Source organism: Draconibacterium halophilum (assembly GCF_010448835.1).
In the GTDB taxonomy this organism is placed as follows: Bacteria; Bacteroidota; Bacteroidia; order Bacteroidales; family Prolixibacteraceae; genus Draconibacterium; species Draconibacterium halophilum.
Window position 1 is genome coordinate 659868 of the sequence record NZ_CP048409.1, and the last position, 22123, is coordinate 681990.

Consider the following 22123-nt stretch of genomic DNA (forward strand, 5'->3'; position numbering starts at 1 on the left):
CCGATGTTTTTGGTAAAGATAGCATAAGTTTAATTCAATAAAGAGTCAATACTTTGGAAAGGGTAGAAAATAAGAATGAAATAATTTGAATGAAACTATTGCCCCTTCTTCATTTGCGCATAAAGTTTATTGGCAAAAATAAAATCATCCAGTTTTTGGTTGCCTGAGTTTAGAATTTCCTTATTGGTGCCTTTCCATTCCGTTTCGCCTTGCGAGATAAACAGAACCGATTCTCCAATTTCAATCACCGAATTCATGTCGTGGGTGTTGATAATGGTGGTCATATCAAACTCTTTGGTCAGGTTTTGAATGAGTTTATCGATAACCGTCGCTGTTTCCGGATCGAGCCCTGAATTGGGTTCGTCGCAAAACAGGTATTTCGGATTTAGTGCAATGGCACGTGCAATGGCTACACGTTTTTGCATCCCACCGCTAATCTCGCTTGGAGAAAGCTTAAAGGCTTGTTTATCAATATTAACATGATCGAGGCAAAAATCAACACGTTTTTGTCTTTCAGCTGAACTCATCTGGGTAAACATTTCCAGCGGAAAGCGCACATTACCTTCCACCGAAATACTATCGAACAAAGCACCACCCTGAAAAACCATTCCAACCTCGCGACGCAGGATTTTACGTTTCTTATGATTCATTTGAGTGAAATTGCGGTCGTTGTACCAAATTTCGCCACTGTCAGCCTCAAAAAGGCCTAGTGTTGTTTTCAATAAAACGGTCTTCCCCGAACCACTTCGTCCAATAATCAGGTTTGTTTTTCCCTGCTCGAATACGGTTGAAATTTTGTTTAAAACCGTATTGCCATCGAATGTTTTTATTATGTTTTTAAGTGTAATCATGTTAATAGCAGGCGGGTTAAAATTAAGTCGAAAAACAGAATCAGGATATTTGTATTTACAACAGCTTTTGTACTTGCTTTACCCACTTCAAGTGCGCCACCCTGCACGTAATAACCAAAATAAGCCGGCACCGACGCCACCAGAAATCCAAAAAACAGCGATTTTATAATCGAGAAAGTGATGTAATACGGGAAAAACAACCACTGAATTCCACTAATGTAGTCGGGGATGGTTATTACCCCGGCAATTGGGCCCGTTACCAAACCGCCCAGCAAACCAAAAAATACACTAATAATATACAAGAACGGAAAGATAAAAACTACTGCAATAAGTTTGGGAAGAATAAGAAAACTAGCCGAGTTAACACCCATAATTTCCAGCGAATCGATTTGTTCGGTAACGCGCATGGTGCCAATCTCGGAAGTGATATTAGATCCCACTTTTCCGGCCATAATAAGCGCCAGCATGGTTGATGAGAATTCGAGTAACAAAGTATCGCGGGTTCCCAAGCCTACCAACTCCTTCGGGTACATCGGATTCGCCATACTGTAGGCAAACTGGATGGTCATAATTCCGCCAATAAATATTGAAATGATGATAACAATCCCTACCGAGTTTACACCCAGGTTGTCAATCTCGTGAAACAATTGCCTGATATACAGTTTGTGTTTCTCGGGTCGGGCAAATACCCGTTTCAGCATCGAAAAATATCGGCCTATATGAAAGAAAAAACCCATTGTTTAAAGTTTCTTACTAATGTATTCGGCTAAAATTACAACTTAATAACCGGAAACAAAATTTTTATGAATTTGAATCGGGCTGAGGCAACAATAACAAAATAATTCCGTATTTTCAAAGTTACAATCTTAGTACAGATTGATATTACGAACAAAACACATTCAGATGGCTAACAATTTTTGTGTGATTATGGCGGGTGGAGTAGGAAGTCGGTTTTGGCCACTTAGCCGTACAGCGCGCCCAAAACAATTTTTAGATATTTTAGGAACAGGTAAGACCTTTATTCAGCAAGCATACGAGCGGTTTCAGGAGATCGTTCCTAAAGAAAATTTTATTGTAGTTACAAATATTTTGTACAAAGACCTTGTAAAAGCGCAGCTTCCGGAGCTAAACGACGAGCAGATCTTACTGGAACCCTTGCGTCGGAATACAGCACCGTGTTTGGCTTATGCAGCTAATAAAATTGCTTTGATTGATCCGGATGCCAATATTATTGTATCGCCGTCAGATCATTTAATTCTGAAAGAGGAGGAGTTTAAAAGGCAAATCCGCAACGGATTGGAGTTTGTTGCTGAAAAACCGGCTTTGCTAACGCTTGGTATTAAACCCAATCGCCCCGAAACCGGTTACGGTTATATTCAGGTGAAACGCAAGAAAGAATTTCGCGATTTGGAAAACCTGTATAAAGTAAAAACCTTCACCGAAAAGCCAAACGAGGAAATGGCGAAGATTTTTATCGAAAGTGGAGAGTTCTACTGGAACTCCGGCATTTTTATCTCTTCGCTGGCTACCATGCTTGAATCGCTACAGCAGCATCTTACCGAAATTGCCCTGAAATTTGAGCATGGCCGCGGGAAAATGAATACGGCGAGCGAAGAACCTTTTATTCGGAAAACATACTCGGAGTGCCAGGCCATTTCAATTGATTATGGCATAATGGAAAAGGCAAAAAATGTATATGTGCTGACGGCCGATTTTGGTTGGAGCGACTTAGGAACCTGGAGCTCGTTGTACGAGAACAAGGAAAAAGATGTGCTGGGAAATGTAATAAGGGCAGACAATGTGATGCTGTATGATACTGAGAATTGTATTGTCGATATCTCGAAAGATAAGATGGCTGTAATTCACGGAATGGATGGTTTTATTATTGCTGAATCAAACGATACATTAATGATATGTCGTCGTGAGGATGAGGACCAGGTAAAGAAATTTGTTACCGATGTACGTATACAAAAGGGCGATTCGTTGGTGTAGTAATATCGCGAAAACTAAACTATTTGTTAGTTAAGGCTTGGGAGATTACCAAAGCCCGGAAGTTTGCCAGCGGCTGTTTGGGAGTTGTGCAAAGCTTAAAAAGTTGCTAGCCGATGTTTCGGACTAGTCCCAAAGCCGAAAAGATTGCCAGTCAGCATTTGGGAGTACTCCAAAAGCTCAAAAGCTTGCTAGTCGGCGTTTGGGATTACTTACATGACAAAAAATGTTTTTTGCTTTAGGAGTTTTTGTAAGAATATTACGATATGGTACGCAGATAACGCAGAATTACAATGAGCGGGAATCAGCGTAATCAGGGATCCCGTCAAATCACGTGAACTACGGTTTGGGGCTACAATAAAACTAATGGAATTTTCTGCCTGCCAACGGCCTTCATCTTTGCCTTAAAGCAAAGACGAAGCAGAAAATTCAAGGCTGCTTTTGATCTTCACCCTCCGTTTTCATAAAACCTAAGTTCGGACGGGTGATCTCCTCGCACACTCGGAGCTTCCCGTTCTCACTAAGGATTTATTTCAACTCCGGGTAAAGCCCAAAAGAGGCCGTCCACTGATGTAACGATTGCAAAAAAAGGCGCTGAAAGTTATAATGTCACAATTTTAATCGGCCGGCGGAGATAGTTGAACCGAGCTTGTTGGATGTTCCGGACGAAACTCTTATAGAACCATTTATTACAAAAGATGTGAATAAAGGATGCTGGCAGGGAAGGATAAGAATTTTATTTAAAAAAACGGGTAGCCAAAGCGACCACCCGTTTTCTTTTAAAAGCATCGGTTTATTCCGACACTTCAGGTTTTGCATGAACATTATTTTCCGGTAAAGTACCGGTCCATTTTTTTATGGTATAATTTATCCGGATTGTAATCATATACATTACCGGAGACAGTAACAGCGTTAAGAAAGTGGCAAAGGTAAGACCAAAAATTACGGTCCACGACATTGGCCCCCAGAAAGCCACACTTTCGCCGCCGATGGTAATCTGCGGATCGAAACGCGAGTATAACGTAAAGAAGTTAAAGTTTAACCCAATGGCCAGTGGCAGCAACCCTAAAACAGTTGTAATTGCTGTTAGCAATACCGGGCGTAAACGGGTTTTACCGGCTTCTACCAGTGCATCAATCTGAACCTGTTTGGGTAAGAAAGCTTTTTCTGAATAACCAAGTTCTTCTCGTTTGCGTTTCCGAGTTAGGTCAATGTAATCAATTAGTACAATACCATTGTTTACTACAATTCCTGCCAGCGAGATGATACCAATACCGGTCATAATTACCACAAACTCCATTTGAAAGATTCCTAAACCAAGGAAAACCCCAATGGTACTGAACAAAACAGTAGCAATAATAATTGCCGGACGGATAAACGAGTTAAACTGTGTAACCATAATAATCATGATCATAGCCACTGCAATAATCAGCGCATACAACAAAAACTCCATGCTTTCGGCCTGTTCTTTTTGTTCGCCTGAAAACTCGTAGGTGTAACCTTCCGGCATATCATAGTCTTGAAGTAGCTGTTCGATACGATTATTGATTTCGTTGGCATTGTAGCCTTCCACAACCCCCGATGTAATGGAGATTACGCGTTTGTTATCAACCCGGCTGATTTTATCGTAAGAGGTTGAATATTTAAACGATGCTACCGACGAGATAGGAATTTTGCTATCGTTAACCGGAATTTTCTGGTTCATTAAAGTAGAAACATCGTTGCGGTATTTTTCTTCCAGACGAACAAAAATGTCGTACTCATCCTCGCCATCTTTAAACTGACTGGCTTCGTAACCGTATATTGAGTTACGGAATGCCATCGCAATTTGCTGCGTTGAGAGTTCGTATAAACGTGCCTGTTCGCGATCAACCTGAATAAGCATTTCCGGTTGATTCGTATTAATGTTCAACTGTAATTCGTCAATTCCCGGAATGTTATCTTCTTCAACTATTCGCAAAAAATCGTCGGTGATCTGGATCAGCTGATCGAATTCATCGCCCGACACATCAATACTAACCGGATCGCCTGTTGGCGGCCCCTGATCATCTTTCTGAACGAAAATTTTTGCGCCAACAAAACCATCAAGGTTTTTGGCAATATCCTGCATTACAATCGATGTGTTGATGCCATCGCGCAGTTTGTATTCAACAAACGAAACCGAAGTGAGCGATTTATTCGGGCTTTCCTCATTATTCGAGAACATGCCTCCACTCATACCAACACCAACATTAGTAGTAACCGACTTTACAATGTGATTAACCGGCTTAATGGTTTCTTTTATAATGTTTTCCACTTCGCGCGAAACTTCATCGGTTCTTTCGATCGAAGTTCCCAGCGGCAATTCCATGGTAACATAAATGGTTGTTGGATCGGTACTCGGAAAGGTAACCACTTTGGGATTGCTCACGAAGAAATAAAAGAAGATAGAAAATAAGAGTAACAAAGTAGTTCCGCCAAAGTAAATGTAAGGCCATGGTCCGCTTAAAGCATGTCGTAATTGTTTGGTATACACGTTCTCAATCCAAACCAGGAATTTAGTTTGAAACCAGCGTGCCACCGGTCGTAAAACAAACAGGTTGGCTACCATTAAAAAGGCTACGGTTGCCAGAAGATTTCCCAATAAGAAAATTTTGGCCACGTAAAACAAGACCGAGATACCGGCAAATATTGCAGCATTTCGCAACACTTTTTTCACATTGGCTTTACGGTTAATGTCATCCACTTTCATAAAGGATGAAATAAACGCCGGGTTAATTATAAGTGCCACAAATAACGATGAGGCAAGTACCACGATTAATGTTTGCGGTAATATTTTCATAAACTCGCCGATAATACCTTCCCAGGCCAGCAGCGGGAAGAAAGCGGCTAGTGTTGTTAATGTTGAAGAAATGATGGGGAACGCAATTTCGCTCACCCCTTGTTTGGTTGCTTTTTGCAAGGGATTTCCCTCGCTTAAGAGGCGGTACACATTTTCAACCACAACAATGGCATTGTCTACCAGCATACCCAGTGCGAGTATCAGCCCGTATAAAACCATGGAGTTTAAGGAAATTCCGCTTTGCTGCAGAATAACAAACGACAGGAACATGGACAGCGGAATTGCCAGACCGGCAAAAAGTGCGTTACGGAATCCCAGGAAAAGAAACAGTACAAAGGTTACCAGAATCATTCCCAGGATAATACTGTTTTCGAGGTTCGAAATAGTATCTTCAATGTAGTGGGTCATGTCATCGGTAACAATTACATCCAGATCTTTCGGAATCTGACCACGTGCTTTTAACTGATCAATTCCGTTGATCACATTCTGGGAAGCTGCAAGAATATTCTCGCCCGATTTTTTGGTAACCGACAAGGTAATTACCGGTTGGTCGTTCAGGCGGGCAATCGTTGACTGTTCTTTGTATCCATCAACCACGGTTGCCACGTCGCGAATATAGACCGGTTTGCCCATGTTTACCTTAATAATGGTATTGGCAATCTGGTCGATACTGGTATAATTGGCATCAGTACGAATAGTTCGCCGGGTTTGGTCGGCAGTAAATTGCCCTGCTCCCATACTGATGTTTTCCAGTTGAATAGCAAAAGCTACGTCTTCAAAGGACAGTCCAACAGCATCGAGTTTATATGGATTGATATTGATCTGGATTTCGCGTTCTTCAATACCACGAATGTTGGCTTCCGATATTTCTTTGTAGCCTTCAAATTCGTCTTGCATTATTTCGGCATACTTTTTCAGGTCGCGCATGTTGTACTCTCCCGAAACGTTGATATTCATTATCGGGAATTCCGAAAGGTCGAAATCGCTTACATACGGATCGCTGGGCAGGTCGTTTGGTAGTTCTGATTTTGCCTGATCGACACGGTCTTTTGTATCCTGAAGTGCCTGTTTTATGGTAACATTTGTATTGAACTCAACAATAATGGTACTTACATCCTGGTAGGATGCCGAGGTAACTTCTTTTACGCCTTTAAGCCCTTTCAGCTCTTTTTCAATAGGGCGGGTACACAGGTTTTCAATATCAACCGGCGAGTTTCCGGGATACAATGTTTGAATAAAAATATACGGAACAACAATCTCGGGCATTGCCTCGCGAGGCATTTGCTGATACGAAAAGATTCCAAACAAAACCAGCAGGGCAGTAAAAATATACACCGTGGTTTTATTTTTTAGCGCAATAAACGTTGGCGTAAATTTGCGCGTTATTTCAGTTTTATGTTTTTCAGTTTCTTTCTCCATTTTGAAGAACTTTTTGGTAGGTGTTTAATTGATGTTCACAACTGTTCCGTTAACAACCTGGTTGTAACCTTCGGAAATAACCTGTGTTCCGGCTGTTAGGCCTTCCGTAATTTCTGTCATGTTGTTATTGCTAACGCCCGGTGTTACATAAACTTTTTTAGCTATATTTTTCCCATCGGCCTTTTCAACAATATACAGGTAGTGTCCTTTAAAATCTTCCTTAATGTAAAGCGAAGGCACCACGATGGCCGAATCGTTTACATAATCGCGCATTGAAAGAACCGAAATCAGGTTCGGTTTTATCTGATTCGACTTGTTACTGATGTTAATACGTACGCGGAAAGTGCGGTTATTCGGATCGATGGTATTCCCAATTTGGTTAATGTTTGCATCAACGGTTTTGTCCAGAGCCGGGAAACGAATTTCAACATCGTCGCCTTTATCTACTTTGGTAATGTGCGACTCGGAAATGTCGCCATAAATTTTAATGTTACTGGTATTAATAACCTTGGCAAAAGGAGATTGCGGACTTCCAATATTTCCTTTCTCCTGGTATACAATATCGACTACCCCGTTTATTGGAGACTTTACTTCGGACATTTCAATTTGAGTTTTCAGGCTATTAATCCTTTTCTCCAGACTTTCTTTATTGTTTTTGGCTTGCAAATACTCCATTTCAGAACCTATATTCTGATCCCACAGATTTTTTTGTCGCTCATAATTTGTTATGGCCAAATTAAGTTGTACCTGCAGCTCTTCAATTGAACGTTCCAGTACGTCAGTATTCAGGCGGGCCATAATCTGACCTTTTCTTACCTGCTGCCCTTCAGTTACCAAAACTTCTTTAATAACGCCAGCCGATTCAGGGCTTACATCCACATCCTGTTCAGCTTCAACTTTACCGGTTACTTCAATAAAGTGCTCAAACTTTTGGTTCTCCAAAAGTGTGGTTTTTATATTTACCAGTTCTTCTTTTTCGTTTGCTGCCAATTCGGTTTCCAGTGTATGAATTTGCTGCTCAAGTGCGTGAACTTGCTGCTTTAGTTCCTGCAATTGCTTTCGTTTTGCGGCTTCGTCGGCAACATTGGTATTTCCGCAAGCCGTAACTATGAGGGCCGTTGTGAGAATGAATAAAATCTTTTTCATTTTATGTAATTTTTTGTTTTTCGGTTATAATGCGCCGGCTGCCTTTTTTAAATTTAAATCGGCTTGAAGCAACGACATTGTTGAAGTTATTAATTGTTGCCAGGTAGTAATATACTGGCTTTCCTGTTGCGATAGTTCAGCACTACTTATCATTCCGTTATTGAATTTAATATGGGTTTTATCCAAAATACTTTGTGCCAGATCGAGGTTTTCGCGTGTATTCAAAAATTGTTCGCGTGCCGTTTCCATTTCTGCCGATGCTGTTAAATAATCTTTTTGTAGCGTGATTTCGGAATAGCGCATATCGTTTTGAGCTTTGTCAAGCTCGATACGAGCCATTTGTACCTTCGCACGTTTGTTTCCTGAATTGAAAATTGGAATGGAAGCCTGAAAGCCAATCAGCGACGACGGGAACCAAGCTTCTTTAAGCAGATTGGCTTTGTTTCCGTACGAGGTTTTGGAGTAGCTGTAAAATGCATCAAACTGAGGCAAATAAGCCACTTTTTCCAATCGGTACAATTTATCGGAAACTTCAAAATTCGACTGAGCCAAACGATAATCGATATGATTGAACACGTCGAGATTGATGGTATTCATTTCCCGAACCAATGGTGAAACAAAGACGTCCAGTTTGTCGCTCAGGTCAATCTCCTGGTTGAGGTCGTAGCCCATGGTGTATTTCAAAACTGTTTTGGCAATTTTCAATTCTCTTTCCGAGCGAAGTACCTCGTTCTCGGCATTTTTCTGTAATATCCTCAGTTGGTCAACATCTTGCTGCTCGCGAAAACCATTTTCGTAGTAGACCTTGGTTTCTTCGTACAATTGAGTAGTGTTTTCAAAGCTTTCGAGCATAACCGTGCGGTAACGTTCGCTAATTAATACGGTATAGTAGGCTTGTGCTACCGCACTGCGAATATCAATCTCCGTTTTTTCATTGGCTTGTTTTGCCAGGTTTAAATACAGTTCTGCCGACCTAACCCCCACAATCCACGAACCGTCGAAGATTTGTTGCGATACGCTGAATCCGAAATCTGCACTGTAATCCTGACCAAATTTTACCGGGATGTAAGTGCCCGGATCTTCTCCAAAAAATTCTCCGGGAAGAAGTGAAACCGGAAGATTCAGAAACATACTGTAATTAGCTGTTGCCGATACTTGTGGTAATCCGGTTGTTATGGTTTCCCAAACTTGTTTTTGGGCAATGGTTACATCTTGTTTTGTATTGAATAAAACATACGAGTTTTGCATGGCATATTGTGTGGCCTGATCGAGAGAGAAGCTTGTGTTCCCTTCCTCCTGAGCTTTCAGCGACAGTCCCACAACTAACAAGAATAAAAACAAGATTAGATGGTTAATTTGTTTCTTCATACTGAACTTTGTTTAGCTGATTTTTATAATATTTTATTCCTTTTTCGTTGCAAATGGCATTCATATGGTAGTCCATCATGCTATCGAAAAATGCGAGCGAGTTTACTTCGTATTCTTCAAAAATTCCATAATCCGGATTCATTGTAAACAACATCCTTCCAACTTGCAATTTGGCTATCAGGTAAGGATCCAGGTCGGTGCGATACATGCCCTGTGTCATTCCTAATTTCAGGTTGTCGATTGTACTTGTAAATATTCGTTCGCGTTTTATTTCGTTTATCTTTTTGTACAGTTCTGGATAATACTTTTTTAAATCCTTATCAATGCCGTTGTTGTAGAATTTATATATGAATGCAACATGTTTACGTATAAGAAGAATACTGTCGACAGCGTTTTTATCATCCAGTTGCTTAAACGTTTTGTTACTTTCCTCAATAAAAAATTCGATAACCTGGGTAACCAGTCCCTTTTTATCGGAAAAATACTGATAAAGTGTTTTTTTTGAAATGCCAAATTCGGCTGCTACATCATCCATAGTAACTGCTCGTATGCCTTTTTTGAAATAGAGCCGGCCTACGTTTTCAATGATATATTTTTTCTTTTCTTCCACGAGGCAAAAGTATTCTTTTTTTTGTTAGGAAACTTTGCGGGGGTTAAAAGTTTTCTTAAAGTTAAACTTACAATATTCCTAAAATTGAGAACTCTTTGCTGAGTTATAAGTAACTACAAAACTATTTGGATTATTAAAGTTTCCTTTAGCCAAATCGGTAAGTAGCGAATATTTACCAATAAACGCCGATTATACTATTGTGGAAAAAGAAAGGTTTTGGCGATGATAAGATCCTGAGGCCAGGTAATTTTTATGTTTTCGCGGTTGCCATTAACCAGATGAATTTTATGTCCTGAACTTTCCAGAACTGAAGCATCGTCGGTAAAATTTTCGTGCTGAGCTTTTTTGTAAGCTTCTTTTATTGATTGTGCATCAAAAGTTTGCGGGGTTTGTACCAAAAAGTATTTACTTCGGTCGACAGCTTTATTGCCTTGTTCATCGGAATAGCGGATCGATTCCGACGAAGGAACTACCGGCAAGGCGTTGCCCGATTTTTGGGCTTCCGAAAAACAGTGCTCAATGGTTTCGTTAGAAACAAGCGGTCGAACTCCGTCGTGGATAAAAACAATGCCGTTACCGTTGATCTGTGCCAGCCCGTTTTTTACTGACTGAAAACGATTTTCCCCACCAAAAGCAAGTTTGTACGATGTTGTGAAAGCATGTACTTTGCAAAGTTTCTTCCAGTGTTCAACCTGTGTATCAGGTAAAACGAGAACAAATTCAATGTTGGGATCAAAACGTAAAAAGGCTTCAAAAGTGTACATTAAAACAGGCTTTCCCTCAATTTCAAGAAACTGTTTTGGAACGGAAGCTCCCATTCGGTTTCCGCTGCCACCCGCAACAATTAAAGCAAACTTTTTTAGCATCAATTCTGTTTTTTTACCTAAATTGAAATTTAACCTGATTAATTCACAAAAATGAATTAATCATCCGAAGGACTGACGAAATAATTGAAAAACAATTATTTATCAGGGTTAACCTTGACATTGAAAATCTTTAGCTTGATTCATTTAAAACGTATATCTTGCAGATTTTCAATCGTCAACACATTGTGTGAAAAATTTATAAAATTTTTCAGGTTAAAAATAGTGCAAAATATTCTACTATGGAGAAAGTTCTTGAATTTTTAAAGCAGCTGGGAAAAAACAACAATCGCGAATGGTTTAACGACAACCGGAAATGGTACGAGGAAAGCAGGGAAAAAGTACTTTTTCTCACCGATGTTTTGATTAATGAGATTGGTGAATTCGATCCGGCGGTGCGTGGTTTGTTGCCCAAAGACTGTATTTTTAGGATCTTTCGTGATGTGCGATTTTCAAAAGATAAACGTCCTTATAAAACCAATTTTGGAAGCTTTATTTGTAAAGGTGGTCGAAAAAGTATGAATCCGGGTTACTATATACATATTGAACCCGGTGGATGTTTTGTTGCCGGAGGAATTTATATGCCGCCATCACCGGTATTAAAATCGATTAGGAGTTTTGTGGCTGATCATGCCCAGGAATTTCTGGATATTACCAACGACCCAGATTTTAAAAAACAATTCCCGGAAATGTATGGCGATAAATTAAAGCTGGCACCAAAAGGTTTTCCTAAAGATCATGCGTACATCGATTTACTGAAGTACAAATCGTATATTTATTCAAAAGCACTGAAAGACAGGGTAGTAGTCGGTGATGATTATATTGAAGAAGTGGTGCAACTGTACGAACAGCTTTATCAGGTTAACGTTTTTTTATATGATGCGCTGGCTGAGTAATTATTTTTTTTTGTATTAAAATAGTGGCCAAAAGGGTTACTTTTTCAGCTTCTACGGAATATTATTATATAAGACCCTTATTTTTTATCTTCCCGATTTCAATGAAATGCCCCGGTTATTCTGACCGGGGTTCTTTTATTTATAACCGTTCAATACTGAGATGGTTAGCATTTTTTTCTGTTTTCTGTTTGGAAAGAATAATTACTTTTGCAGCCATTAAATATCAAATTCTTTTAATTTAAAAACTATGAAAAAAGTACTACTTGCAATTGCTATGGTTGCATTCATGTTCTCTGTTAAAGCCCAAAATGTACAGTTGCATTACGATTTCGGCGAAGGCCGTAAAATGCTGACCTCAACAGTTGAAATGTTTCGTCCTGATGCGTATGGATCGACATTCTTTTTCGTTGACATGGACTATGGTGCTGATGGTACCGGTATCGACAATGGTCTTTCATTGGCCTACTGGGAAATTGCACGTGCTTTTAAATGGAATGAAACACAGAAGTTTATGCCGCGTGTTGAATACAACGGTGGAACAATGAGTGTTGGTGGAGGTATTTGGATTCCGATTGAAAATTGTTGGCTGGCAGGTTTGGAACGTACCTGGGCATCGGGAGATTTTTCTAAAATTCTAACCTTGCAGGCCAACTACAAGTACATTAAGGATAAAGAAGATGCGGCTTTCCAATTAACAGCCGTATGGACCGTACAAATGGCCGATGGTAAATTTACTTTCACCGGTTTTGCCGATTTCTGGAAAGAAGGTATGGATTGGACTTTCAACGGAGAAGATGACACTGATTTCCGTTTCCTTACCGAGCCACAATTGTGGTATAACCCATGCAAAAATTTCTCGTTTGGTACTGAGATCGAACTCAGCAATAATTTTGTAGGAGACAAGTTTGCCGTTAAGCCAACGCTGGCAGTAAAATATACATTCTAATAAACTAATACCAGGTAAATATGTTAGAAAAATTTTTCAAACTAAAAGAAAACAATACAAGCGTTAAAACGGAAATAGTAGCCGGTATAACAACGTTTATGACCATGGCTTATATTTTGGCTGTTAACCCTGATATATTGAGCGCTACAGGAATGGACAAAAATGCATTGTTTACAGCTACTGCGCTGTCGGCATTTGTAGCAACACTGGTAATGGCACTTGTGGCTCGCCTACCTTTTGCTCTTGCTCCGGGTATGGGATTAAATGCATTTTTTGCATTTACTGTTGTGCTAGGCATGGGGCATAGTTGGCAGTTTGCATTAACTGCGGTTTTTCTTGAAGGTATCATATTTATTTTGCTTACTGCATTCAATATTCGCGAGTTAATTGTAAATGCAATACCACTTCCTTTAAAACATGCGGTTTCGGCGGGTATTGGTTTGTTTATTGCTTTTATAGGACTGCAGAATTCGGGGATAATTGTAAACAACGATGCAACTTTAGTTGGGCTTGGTGACATTGGGTCAGCAGCGGTATTGGTGGCTATTGGCGGTGTTGTATTAACAGCCGTTCTTTTGGCGCTCAAAGTTAAAGGTGCTTTACTTATTGGTATTTTCGCTGCAACAATCGCAGGTTTGCCATTTGGTGTAACGGTAATGCCAGAAGGAACTTTGGTTGACACTCCTCCTTCGTTGGCTCCAATTTTTTGGAAATTTGAATTTTCTCAGATTTTCACGTTCGATATGATGATTGTACTTTTCACTTTCCTTTTTGTTGATATGTTCGATACGGTTGGAACGCTTGTGGGGGTTTCTTCTAAAGCAGGAATGTTAGACAAAGAAGGAAGAGTACCACGTGTAAAACAGGCTCTTTTTGCCGACTCGATTGGTACTTTTTTTGGTGCTATTTTCGGAACAAGTACGGTTACAACTTATGTTGAAAGTGCCTCGGGAGTTGCCGAAGGAGGAAAAACAGGTTTAACTTCATTGTCGACAGCAGCCTTGTTCTTAGTTGCATTGTTTTTTGCGCCAATTTTTACAATGGTACCTGCTGCAGCCACGGCACCCGCTTTAATTTTGGTGGGTTTCTTTATGATGTCGCCAATTTTAAATATCGATTTCGACAATTATACCGAATCGATACCTGCATTTATAACCATTATTGTAATGCCATTAACCTACAGTATTGCTGAAGGTATTGTATTTGGTATGCTTTCGTTTGTGTTCCTGAAAGTTTTAACCGGAAAATACAAAGACGTTTCAGTGGTAATGGCTATTTTGTCGGTATTGTTTATATTGAAGTTTTTTATTTAGAGTAAAATCGAAATGATGATAGATAAAAGAGGTGCAGAAATGTACCTCTTTTTTGTTTTTTACTACTTTTGCGTTCACAACGAGACATTAACTCAGTTGGTTTAGTCCGTCAGTTGACGGATGACAGGGTGGAAGTTGTTTTTCATAGAGAGGGTTGTTAGTTCAGTTGGTTTAGAACGCATGCTTGACAGGCATGAGGTCGGCAGTTCGAATCTGCCACAACCCACATTGATTATAAGGGAGTAGGAGAGAATCTTGCTCCTTTTTGGTTTTGACGGGTGCTACATTTCTATTGATTTATTATACTGCTTTCAATAAAATCTCCATTACAAATTCCCAATACCAATTGATCACTGTGTTCTATTTTTTTGTGATATAATTTGAAAAAAGTTGAATACAAAAGTTGCCATGAATTTATGCCAAAAGTTGAATAATTTACCAGGAGTCGACTAATCTTTTCGATGGTTTTTTTTTGTTTGGGCAATAGAATGACTTGCCAGAGGAGTGGTTAAATATATAAATATAATGACCAGAACTGACTTTATCCAAACAACATTCGAATTGAAATATAAAGCCGTGCCCAGAATGATGAGTAATATACCAAAAGATGTAGCTTTAGTTGTGGCATGCATTCTTGTATAGAGGTCGGGGAAGCGAACCAGTCCAATGGCTGAAACCAGAATAAAGAACGCTCCAAGCAAAAATAATAGCGCTGTTATTAGTGTTGTCATTTTTTTTGTTTTAAATAGGTTGAAACGGCTACTGTACTAATAAATGAGATTAATGATATCACAATAACAATATCGAAGTAAATGGCCTTTTCGACCAAAACACTATAACTTAAAATAAAAGCCATTGTTACCGAGGCAATTAAATCCATTGCTGCTATACGATCACTAATATCCGGTCCTTTTAACATACGAATAAAAGCCAGTACGAAAGCCAAAAGCAGCATGGCAAAAATCAGATATAATGCTATTGTTGATATGGTAGATTCCATTTGTTATTCAGTAAAGTGTTTAATTTTATTCTGCATCTTTTGCACTTCATCGTAAATCTCTTTTTCGCTTGTTGAATAGATAACATGTATTGTTGCCATGGTTTTGGCACTATCAATATCGGTTACTAAAGACCCCGGGGTCATAGAAACAAGGTTGCTAAAAAGCAACAATCCGAAATCTGATTTTAGACTTAAAGGCACCTGAATAAAACCGTATTTAATATTTAATTTGGGCGATAGCGTTATACTCGCAAGATAAATATTTGACCTCAGTAGCTGAAACAAATAGAATCCAAAAAACTGGATGGCGTAAAATATTTTCCGTATCATATTTAAGGTTTTATTCCATTTAATACAGTTTCAATATAATGAGCAGGTTCCAAAAGTTGCTCGGCAGCCTGCATGGTATACGCAAAAATTGTAGCAGCAAAAAGGCCCATAAAAAGGCTGGCTGCCCCAAGTAGCAAAGAGGGCATAAGTTCGGCAAACCGCGGTTTGGGAAAGTTTCCGGGTTTTGTTGTTTCTATTTCTTTTTTAAGAAAAGCTTCATTCCAGATTTTAATCATCGAATACAGTGTTAGCATTGCAGTAGCAATGGCTACAGCCACTATTCCAAAGTGGCCATCTTCAATACCCGCCTTTATTAAAATAAATTTGGCAAAAAAACCTGATAAAGGAGGTACTCCTGCCAATGCAAAAGCCGGAAGAATAAATAATACAGCAAGTATTGGGCTTTGCTTGTATAAACCACCAATACTTTTTAAATAGAATGAACCTTTAGCTCGGTTGATTATACCGGCAACTAAAAATATATTGGTCTTGGCAATCATATTATGTATGGTGAAAAATATAGCTCCCGCAATAGCCAGGGGAGTATAAATACCCAGTCCCATTACCATATAACCAATTTGACTTATGATATGAAAAGACAAGATACGACGGGTATCGTAATGTGTTGATGCTGCCATTCCTCCAACTACCATCGTTAATCCGGCAATAATTAAAAACAAGTTCAACCAAAATTCCTGGTCTTGCACAAAAAATAAGGTAAAAAATCGAATTATAACATACACGCCCACCTTGGTAAGCAAGCCCGCAAATACCGATGTTACGGTAATATTTGGCGTATGATAAGAAGCAGGTAACCAGAAAAACAAGGGGAAAAGTGCTGCTTTTATACCAAATGCCATAAAAAAGAGTGTTGCTGATGTATTGATTAGAACCGGCTGTTCACTTGCTCGTAAAATATGAGCCAGGTGAGCCATGTTCAGGGTTCCTGTTTTTCCATAAAGCAAACCCAATCCGGCTAGAAAAAATAAAGAACCAATTAAATTTAATGCCATATATTTAATTCCCCCTCTAGCTGTTCTTTTGAGTTTCCGATGGTAATCAGAACAAACGAGGAAATTAAAATTACCTCGAACCAAACATATAAATTAAATGCATCGCCGGTTAAAAAGGCACCATTCACCCCCATCGTAAGCGAGAAAAAGAAAACATAAAACCGATTATCCCGATGTTGGCCTTCCATAAAATAGATGGAATAAATAGATAAACAGAAGATAATAAATGACGAAGTAACCAACATGAGCGCACTAAAATAATCGAGGACCAAACTTATGCCAAAAGGAGCATCCCACGAACCAATATTTAGCGAGCGAATTCCAGTGCTTTTTAAACTGGCGAATAAAAGAATGCTTACCACAAGAAGTATGGCACTACCCCAAACACTAATCCACTGTGCCACACGGGTACGACGAACTAACATCAATACAAGTAGTAATGCAAAAGGAATTATAATAGGTAGTACTATCGCGTTCATTTTATTTATCTGTTTGTTTTAGCTGATCTAAATCATCAGTTCCGGTGGTTTCAAAAAACTTATATTTTAATGCCATCGAGTAAACAACAATCCCAAATCCAATTACAATGGCAGTAAGAACAAGAGCTTGTGGCAAAGGATCGGATAAACTACTTGCCGAATCTGTTGCACCATCAACAAAAGCAGGTTGTCCATCCGTTATTCCTGCAGAAATGAACACCAATAAATTGGTAGCATTACTTAAAAATATTAATCCGATAATAAATTTGAGGATACTTCTGCGCAACACCATGTACACACCAGCGGTGTATAAAACGCCAACCAATATAGCAAGTACTATTTCCATTTTGCCACTTTATTAAAGGTGAAAAAAAACAGGAGTGTTACTCCAATAACCGCCAGAAATACGCCAATATCAAAAACAAAGGGAGTCCCAATCTTTAGTTCTCCCAATAGTGGAAATGGAATACTGAACCAAACTCCGGTCATAAAAGTATCTTTCAGAAACAAACCGGGCAGTGTACTGATAAGTATAAATAACAAGCCTAAAGAAATGTACCCCTCGGGTTGAATTTTTAGTTTATCTTTTGCTGATTGGGCATTGCTGGTCAGGCTTTGAAATACCACCGATAAACCAATCAACAAACCACCGATAAATCCTCCTCCCGGGTGGTTATGTCCCCTGAAAAGAGCAATAAGTGCAAATACCACAAGTATCCACTTTAAATATTTTGTTGCTATTTGTAGTAATACTGAATTCATGCTTTTTTCGTTTTTAATAATACAAATACTCCCAGTGCAGCAACAACCAGTACTACCACCTCTCCTAAAGTATCTAAAGCCCTAAAGTCAACTAAAATTACATTGACCACATTTTTACCAAAAGCCTGAGTATAGCTGTTTTCAATCATATATTTTGAAATGGGCTGGTTAAAATCTACATTAATCGACTTTAATGCCAACATTGTCATTGCTAAACCAAAAGCGAGCGCAATAACCAAATCTCTTAATCGCGAAGTTTTTGATGATAATTTGGCAAAAAGTGGCAAGCGTTGCAAAATCAATACAAACATTACCACAACCAAAGTTTCTACAATAATTTGGGTAATCGCCAAATCAATGGCACTATAATACATAAAAAGTAACGCAATTCCGTAGCCAGTTACCCCCATAGTTATAATGGTTGTAATACGCGATTTTGAGAACATACTAAAAATCGTGCTGATAATAATAATTAATACCAAACCAGATATATAGAAAGGTTTTAGCGAGAATACATTCGCTAAATTCCAACCAATGGTAACATAAGCCTGGTACCATAAAAAAACAGAAGCTACAACAAAAATGGTAAGTATATAGAAGCGGTGATAACCGTGTTGTACAAGTTGTGTTTTACGTTTAGAAAAGGTCAGAAATCCATTCAGTGAATTATCAAATACATCTACCAATTTTATGGTAAAAAACTTACGATTGGCAGCTCTCCATTTCCGCAGCACATTATTATTTTTGTAAATAAGTACAAAAAACGACAAGCCTAAAAACACCGTAAATAAACTTAAAAAGAAAACGGTATTAAACCCATGCCAAATTTTTAACTTAACATCGTAGGCTTCTTTGAGTATATTGGTTAATGCCGGTTCAACAATTGTTTTTCCCAGCACTGCGGGGAAAAGTCCAAAAAATAAGCTTAGTAACGCCAACAAAGCCGGACTAATTATAAATGCCCAATCGTTTTTAAACGATACTGCAACCTTTTTCTTTTGCTTACCCAAAAACACTTTAAAAAGAAAAAACAAAGCGACTGCTATCATCAGTGCATTTCCTGCTACACCTAACACAAGTACATAAGGTGCAATTACGGGTGCTTGAACTTTGGCTTCGTAAATTAGCTCTTTACCTAAAAATCCGAGCATAGGTGGCAAACCGGCCATCGATAACAAGGCCAGTAAAGCAACAATAAATGTTACTGGCATACTTCTGACAAGCCCTCCCAGGTTGCGCCAATCACGGGTCCCCGTCTTTTTATCGATATATCCCGCAATCATAAACATGGTGGCTTTGTAAAAAGCATGGACATAAAGAAAGAGCATGGCAGCCTTTACAGATAGTGCTGTATCAATTCCCAGTAACAAAACCAAAACACCAAGAGAACTAATTGTGGTGTATGCCAAAATTGCTTTAATATCGGTTTGGGTAATGGCAAAATAAGCGCCTAAAAACATTGTTATGGTTCCAGCTAAAGATAAAGTATAAGTCCAAAAAGATGTACCTCCTAATACCGGACTAAGCAAGGCTAATAAAAAGATACCTGCCTTTACCATTGTTGCCGAATGTAAATAAGAACTTACAGGTGTTGGAGCCTGCATAGCACCTGGCAACCAAAAATGAAATGGGAATTGTGCTGATTTGGTAAAGACACCTGCGAAAATTAAAATCAATCCGGGAGCATAAAATTTATGTGCTTTAATTACGGCAGATTGTTCCACCCATTCTGAAACAGAATAGCTGTCAACAATACTTCCCAATAAAACGACCCCGGCAAGCATTACAAGTCCGCCAATACCGGTAATAAATAAGGATTGAAATGCAGCCTTTCGAGCCGCCTCTTTTTCATGAAAAAAGCTAATCAACAGAAACGATAAGAAACTGGTTAGCTCCCAGAACATAAAAAGCTGAATAAGGTTTCCGGATAGAACCAGGCCAAGCATTGCCCCACTAAATAAAAACAAATAAAAATAAAAGATACTTAGGTTCTTATAGCTTTTCATGTATGCATGGGCGTAAAGAAAACGAGTACTCCTGTTCCGGTAATAAGCAAGGCAAAGGCCAGTCCTAAACCACCCAAAACCAGTTCAATATTTATACCTAATTGGGGTATCCAGGCAATCGTATCATTAATAATTTCGCCACTGGCAATTTCCTTAATCTTTGAAAAAAAGTAAACAAATGCTCCCAAATGAATTGTAGCCAAAAAGAATGGAGTACTTTTTTTGAGTGATCGCGGAATAAGCAAGCACAAAAAAGAAGCAAGCAGGAATATGAGCAAAATATTTTGCATCCGTTAATCGTTAGCTGAAATTGATTTTTATTAACTTAGCTGTAATATAATCGAAACAATGATTCAAAATACATCAATCATCTGATTTATAATGTCGCCTTATTTCATATTCAATTTTTTTGTCCCACAATCGACTTAAAATGTCGCTGGCCATCTCTTCGTAGTAATCCATTTCTTCTTTATTCCCCAATATCTTGTATAGCTTGGCTAATTTATACATCGATGGCACATGCATATCGTTAATTTGCAGACATATTAAATACTGATCGATGGCCTCCTTATACAAACCACTTTTATGCAGTTTGATCGCATTAGTAAAATGGGTTTCTATTTCTTTTACCTCATTATCCAGACGTAATTGATAAATATTTTTTGTTTTAGTAGTAACAAACGAACATGGTAATTCACGAATTACTTTTTCCGTAACACTCCCCATCAACATTCGGCTTAAACCCGATCGCCCGTTAGTACCCATTACCAAAAGATCAACACCTCCCTTTTGTATCCTATTCAAAATTCTTTCATGCGGAACACCTACTACTATTTCAACTTTATGATTCACTCCTTTTAAGCTAAAGTCACTTAAAAACTCCTCCATCCTATTTTCAAATTGTTGTTTGAGTTTTTCGTTTTCCTTATTCTGATCAAATTTAATCCGTGGCGAAGCAGTAAAAAAAGGCTCAAATACTCCTAAAATATATAGTGTTGCGTTAAAGGTTTTGCTCAACAAAATTGCATTTGTCAAGGCTCTCCTGGATGGATCAGAAAAATCTATAGGACACATTACTCTATCTATTTTTATTTCTTGCCCTGATTTTATTACCAATACAGGAATATCAGATAACTGAACAAGTTTTTCAGCTGTGGTTCCCAATTTAAATTTGTCGTTTCCCTTACCTTCACCCGAGGAAGCTAATATCAGATTTACATTCTGATCTGTAGCTACTTCCAGAATGTTGTTAACTGGATCTCCATTTCTGGTAATCGGTTGCGTGCAGGCAACATTTTGTTTTTCCAACGAGTGGACAACTTTGTCTAAAGTTTCGTTAATATACTTTCTTAAAAATTTATCAACATCGGCATGCAAATCAGACTCAGGCAATACGTAAATGATAGCAACTTCAGAATTAAATTCTTTTGCAATTTTGGTAGCTGCCCTAATTTGTTCTTCGTTAATATCATTAACATCAACAGGCATTAATATTTTTTCCAGTAATTTCATAACTTTTGCTTTTAAATTATTTCACTTACGATAATTTATCCCAAACAGGTAATTTCTTCTTAAATGAGCCACATATAGTGAAAGACAAGGTACAACCGAAAACAATCCTCCATGTTTAAACATTTATTAAAATTCTTAAACAATTAAATTGAAAGGTTGTTTCGGGTATCAACAATTTTTAACTTTTTATTTCCAGACTAATTAAGTTCTTAATCCATTTATATGATCTTTGTAGTTAGGTTCTGCACTGGTAGCAAGATTTTTCTTTGCCGATTTGCTCATATTTTACGCCAGTTTTTCTGTCAACAGGATTGGAATCCATCTGGTTAATATCTTTTGCACGTGTAATAAAGAAAGGGCGCTGCTGGTGAAAATGATACCGTCTCTTAAATCGATGTAAGCTTTAGTGATTATAAAAAAGTTTCCAGGCTCATATGAGATCCGATTAAGCGCATTAACAGCGTGCTTTTTTGTATTTGAGATATACAGGAACGTTAGAATTGATGTTTCTACATCATACAAGTTGAGCAGTTTTAAACCATCTTTGTTTTCCGAAACTCAGCCACCAAAATACACTAAGACAAGGATCTATTGTTGATGAATGAAATGCATAAACATGGCCTTCAACATTGATCTCAAAATCCGATCTAAAAAAGCTTTTATGTGCTTCCTCAATGAGAACATATGCAAATTCTTAAAAGATTTTACAACTGCGTTTTTTATTGGTTTTGCTGAGGTTTCTCTGTGATACAGTTGAACCAAATTTGTGTAAAGCTTTCGAAATGAGCAAAAAAATACC

The 22123-nt window shown here is 38.4% G+C and carries 21 protein-coding genes and 1 tRNA gene; 5 read left to right on the forward strand and 17 right to left on the reverse strand.

What is annotated here, in order from left to right; translation table 11 throughout:
• Positions 1-95: 95 nt before the first annotated feature.
• Entirely contained in the window at positions 96-851 is a 756-nt protein-coding gene (locus G0Q07_RS02475) for an ABC transporter ATP-binding protein (RefSeq protein WP_163344595.1), read from the reverse strand.
• Positions 848-1552, reverse strand: coding sequence for an MlaE family ABC transporter permease (locus G0Q07_RS02480; protein WP_246222971.1), 705 nt, complete (start codon positions 1550-1552; stop codon positions 848-850). The genes G0Q07_RS02475 and G0Q07_RS02480 overlap by 4 nt, the downstream gene beginning before the upstream one ends.
• Before the next feature lie 202 nt (positions 1553-1754).
• Between G0Q07_RS02480 and G0Q07_RS02485 the strand changes: the two genes are divergently transcribed.
• The gene (locus G0Q07_RS02485; RefSeq protein ID WP_163344597.1) at positions 1755-2843 is read left to right on the forward strand and encodes a mannose-1-phosphate guanylyltransferase; all 1089 of its coding nucleotides are present in this window, start codon (positions 1755-1757) and stop codon (positions 2841-2843) included.
• 790 nt (positions 2844-3633) lie between these two features.
• Here the strand turns inward: G0Q07_RS02485 and G0Q07_RS02490 are convergent.
• From G0Q07_RS02490 to G0Q07_RS02510, 5 genes are all read right to left on the reverse strand, one after another.
• Positions 3634-7080 (reverse strand): efflux RND transporter permease subunit, encoded by a 3447-nt coding sequence (locus G0Q07_RS02490; RefSeq protein ID WP_163344598.1) that lies wholly within the window; start codon positions 7078-7080, stop codon positions 3634-3636.
• A gap of 24 nt (positions 7081-7104) precedes the next feature.
• The gene (locus G0Q07_RS02495) at positions 7105-8226 is read right to left on the reverse strand and encodes an efflux RND transporter periplasmic adaptor subunit (protein WP_163344599.1); all 1122 of its coding nucleotides are present in this window, start codon (positions 8224-8226) and stop codon (positions 7105-7107) included.
• Positions 8227-8250: 24 nt separating this feature from the next.
• Positions 8251-9594 carry a TolC family protein gene (locus G0Q07_RS02500; protein ID WP_163344600.1) on the reverse strand — a complete coding sequence of 448 codons (1344 nt, stop codon included), beginning with the start codon at positions 9592-9594 and terminating at the stop codon, positions 8251-8253.
• Positions 9578-10204, reverse strand: coding sequence for a TetR/AcrR family transcriptional regulator (locus G0Q07_RS02505; RefSeq protein ID WP_163344601.1), 627 nt, complete (start codon positions 10202-10204; stop codon positions 9578-9580). Before G0Q07_RS02505 ends, G0Q07_RS02500 begins: the two co-directional genes overlap by 17 nt.
• A 194-nt stretch (positions 10205-10398) precedes the next feature.
• A complete protein-coding gene (locus G0Q07_RS02510; protein WP_163344602.1) occupies positions 10399-11070 on the reverse strand; it encodes a 2-C-methyl-D-erythritol 4-phosphate cytidylyltransferase in 672 nt (223 codons plus the stop codon).
• A 239-nt stretch (positions 11071-11309) separates the two neighbouring features.
• On the opposite strand from G0Q07_RS02510, the gene G0Q07_RS02515 reads away from it, so the two are divergent.
• From G0Q07_RS02515 to G0Q07_RS02530, 4 genes are all read left to right on the forward strand, one after another.
• Entirely contained in the window at positions 11310-11963 is a 654-nt protein-coding gene (locus G0Q07_RS02515; RefSeq protein ID WP_163344603.1) for a DUF2461 domain-containing protein, read from the forward strand.
• A 247-nt stretch (positions 11964-12210) separates the two neighbouring features.
• Positions 12211-12909 carry a DUF5020 family protein gene (locus G0Q07_RS02520; RefSeq protein WP_163344604.1) on the forward strand — a complete coding sequence of 233 codons (699 nt, stop codon included), beginning with the start codon at positions 12211-12213 and terminating at the stop codon, positions 12907-12909.
• Between the two features lie 20 nt (positions 12910-12929).
• A complete protein-coding gene (locus G0Q07_RS02525) occupies positions 12930-14222 on the forward strand; it encodes an NCS2 family permease (RefSeq protein ID WP_163344605.1) in 1293 nt (430 codons plus the stop codon).
• Positions 14223-14373: 151 nt separating this feature from the next.
• Positions 14374-14448, forward strand: a tRNA-Val gene (locus G0Q07_RS02530).
• Between the two features lie 223 nt (positions 14449-14671).
• On the opposite strand, the gene mnhG is transcribed toward G0Q07_RS02530, so the two are convergent.
• The 10 genes from mnhG to G0Q07_RS02575 form a co-directional block, all read right to left on the reverse strand.
• Complete coding sequence (mnhG, locus tag G0Q07_RS02535) at positions 14672-14953, reverse strand: monovalent cation/H(+) antiporter subunit G (RefSeq protein ID WP_163344606.1); 282 nt, start codon at positions 14951-14953, stop codon at positions 14672-14674.
• A complete protein-coding gene (locus tag G0Q07_RS02540) occupies positions 14950-15222 on the reverse strand; it encodes a monovalent cation/H+ antiporter complex subunit F (RefSeq protein WP_163344607.1) in 273 nt (90 codons plus the stop codon). The genes mnhG and G0Q07_RS02540 overlap by 4 nt, the downstream gene beginning before the upstream one ends.
• A 3-nt stretch (positions 15223-15225) precedes the next feature.
• Positions 15226-15552, reverse strand: a complete 327-nt coding sequence (locus G0Q07_RS02545) for a Na+/H+ antiporter subunit E (RefSeq protein WP_163344608.1) — start codon at positions 15550-15552, stop codon at positions 15226-15228.
• Between the two features lie 2 nt (positions 15553-15554).
• Complete coding sequence (locus G0Q07_RS02550) at positions 15555-16565, reverse strand: proton-conducting transporter transmembrane domain-containing protein (RefSeq protein WP_246222972.1); 1011 nt, start codon at positions 16563-16565, stop codon at positions 15555-15557.
• Complete coding sequence (locus G0Q07_RS20180; protein ID WP_203532654.1) at positions 16556-17044, reverse strand: hypothetical protein; 489 nt, start codon at positions 17042-17044, stop codon at positions 16556-16558. The genes G0Q07_RS02550 and G0Q07_RS20180 overlap by 10 nt, the downstream gene beginning before the upstream one ends.
• Before the next feature lies 1 nt (position 17045).
• On the reverse strand, positions 17046-17390 hold the full coding sequence (locus tag G0Q07_RS02555) for an NADH-quinone oxidoreductase subunit K (RefSeq protein WP_163344609.1): 345 nt from the start codon (positions 17388-17390) through the stop codon (positions 17046-17048).
• Positions 17381-17806 (reverse strand): MnhB domain-containing protein, encoded by a 426-nt coding sequence (locus tag G0Q07_RS02560; protein WP_163344610.1) that lies wholly within the window; start codon positions 17804-17806, stop codon positions 17381-17383. The genes G0Q07_RS02555 and G0Q07_RS02560 overlap by 10 nt, the downstream gene beginning before the upstream one ends.
• The gene (gene mbhE, locus G0Q07_RS02565) at positions 17803-19812 is read right to left on the reverse strand and encodes a hydrogen gas-evolving membrane-bound hydrogenase subunit E (protein ID WP_163344611.1); all 2010 of its coding nucleotides are present in this window, start codon (positions 19810-19812) and stop codon (positions 17803-17805) included. Before mbhE ends, G0Q07_RS02560 begins: the two co-directional genes overlap by 4 nt.
• Positions 19809-20015, reverse strand: a complete 207-nt coding sequence (locus G0Q07_RS02570) for a hypothetical protein (protein ID WP_163344612.1) — start codon at positions 20013-20015, stop codon at positions 19809-19811. Before G0Q07_RS02570 ends, mbhE begins: the two co-directional genes overlap by 4 nt.
• Positions 20016-20175: 160 nt before the next feature.
• Complete coding sequence (locus G0Q07_RS02575; RefSeq protein WP_163344613.1) at positions 20176-21324, reverse strand: universal stress protein; 1149 nt, start codon at positions 21322-21324, stop codon at positions 20176-20178.
• Between the last annotated feature and the right edge of the window lie 799 nt (positions 21325-22123).

What these genes read in the sequence shown, in the direction of transcription:
- G0Q07_RS02475 (WP_163344595.1), bottom strand. Translation starts at nt 851, where the DNA reads ATGATTACACTTAAAAACATAATAAAAACATTCGATGGCAATACGGTT.
- G0Q07_RS02480 (WP_246222971.1), bottom strand. Translation starts at nt 1,552, where the DNA reads ATGCTGAAACGGGTATTTGCCCGACCCGAGAAACACAAACTGTATATC.
- G0Q07_RS02485 (WP_163344597.1), top strand. Translation starts at nt 1,755, where the DNA reads ATGGCTAACAATTTTTGTGTGATTATGGCGGGTGGAGTAGGAAGTCGG.
- G0Q07_RS02490 (WP_163344598.1), bottom strand. Translation starts at nt 7,080, where the DNA reads ATGGAGAAAGAAACTGAAAAACATAAAACTGAAATAACGCGCAAATTT.
- G0Q07_RS02495 (WP_163344599.1), bottom strand. Translation starts at nt 8,226, where the DNA reads ATGAAAAAGATTTTATTCATTCTCACAACGGCCCTCATAGTTACGGCT.
- G0Q07_RS02500 (WP_163344600.1), bottom strand. Translation starts at nt 9,594, where the DNA reads ATGAAGAAACAAATTAACCATCTAATCTTGTTTTTATTCTTGTTAGTT.
- G0Q07_RS02510 (WP_163344602.1), bottom strand. Translation starts at nt 11,070, where the DNA reads ATGCTAAAAAAGTTTGCTTTAATTGTTGCGGGTGGCAGCGGAAACCGA.
- G0Q07_RS02515 (WP_163344603.1), top strand. Translation starts at nt 11,310, where the DNA reads ATGGAGAAAGTTCTTGAATTTTTAAAGCAGCTGGGAAAAAACAACAAT.
- G0Q07_RS02520 (WP_163344604.1), top strand. Translation starts at nt 12,211, where the DNA reads ATGAAAAAAGTACTACTTGCAATTGCTATGGTTGCATTCATGTTCTCT.
- G0Q07_RS02525 (WP_163344605.1), top strand. Translation starts at nt 12,930, where the DNA reads ATGTTAGAAAAATTTTTCAAACTAAAAGAAAACAATACAAGCGTTAAA.
- mnhG (WP_163344606.1), bottom strand. Translation starts at nt 14,953, where the DNA reads ATGACAACACTAATAACAGCGCTATTATTTTTGCTTGGAGCGTTCTTT.
- G0Q07_RS02540 (WP_163344607.1), bottom strand. Translation starts at nt 15,222, where the DNA reads ATGGAATCTACCATATCAACAATAGCATTATATCTGATTTTTGCCATG.
- G0Q07_RS02545 (WP_163344608.1), bottom strand. Translation starts at nt 15,552, where the DNA reads ATGATACGGAAAATATTTTACGCCATCCAGTTTTTTGGATTCTATTTG.
- G0Q07_RS02550 (WP_246222972.1), bottom strand. Translation starts at nt 16,565, where the DNA reads ATGGCATTAAATTTAATTGGTTCTTTATTTTTTCTAGCCGGATTGGGT.
- G0Q07_RS20180 (WP_203532654.1), bottom strand. Translation starts at nt 17,044, where the DNA reads ATGAACGCGATAGTACTACCTATTATAATTCCTTTTGCATTACTACTT.
- G0Q07_RS02555 (WP_163344609.1), bottom strand. Translation starts at nt 17,390, where the DNA reads ATGGAAATAGTACTTGCTATATTGGTTGGCGTTTTATACACCGCTGGT.
- G0Q07_RS02560 (WP_163344610.1), bottom strand. Translation starts at nt 17,806, where the DNA reads ATGAATTCAGTATTACTACAAATAGCAACAAAATATTTAAAGTGGATA.
- mbhE (WP_163344611.1), bottom strand. Translation starts at nt 19,812, where the DNA reads ATGAAAAGCTATAAGAACCTAAGTATCTTTTATTTTTATTTGTTTTTA.
- G0Q07_RS02575 (WP_163344613.1), bottom strand. Translation starts at nt 21,324, where the DNA reads ATGAAATTACTGGAAAAAATATTAATGCCTGTTGATGTTAATGATATT.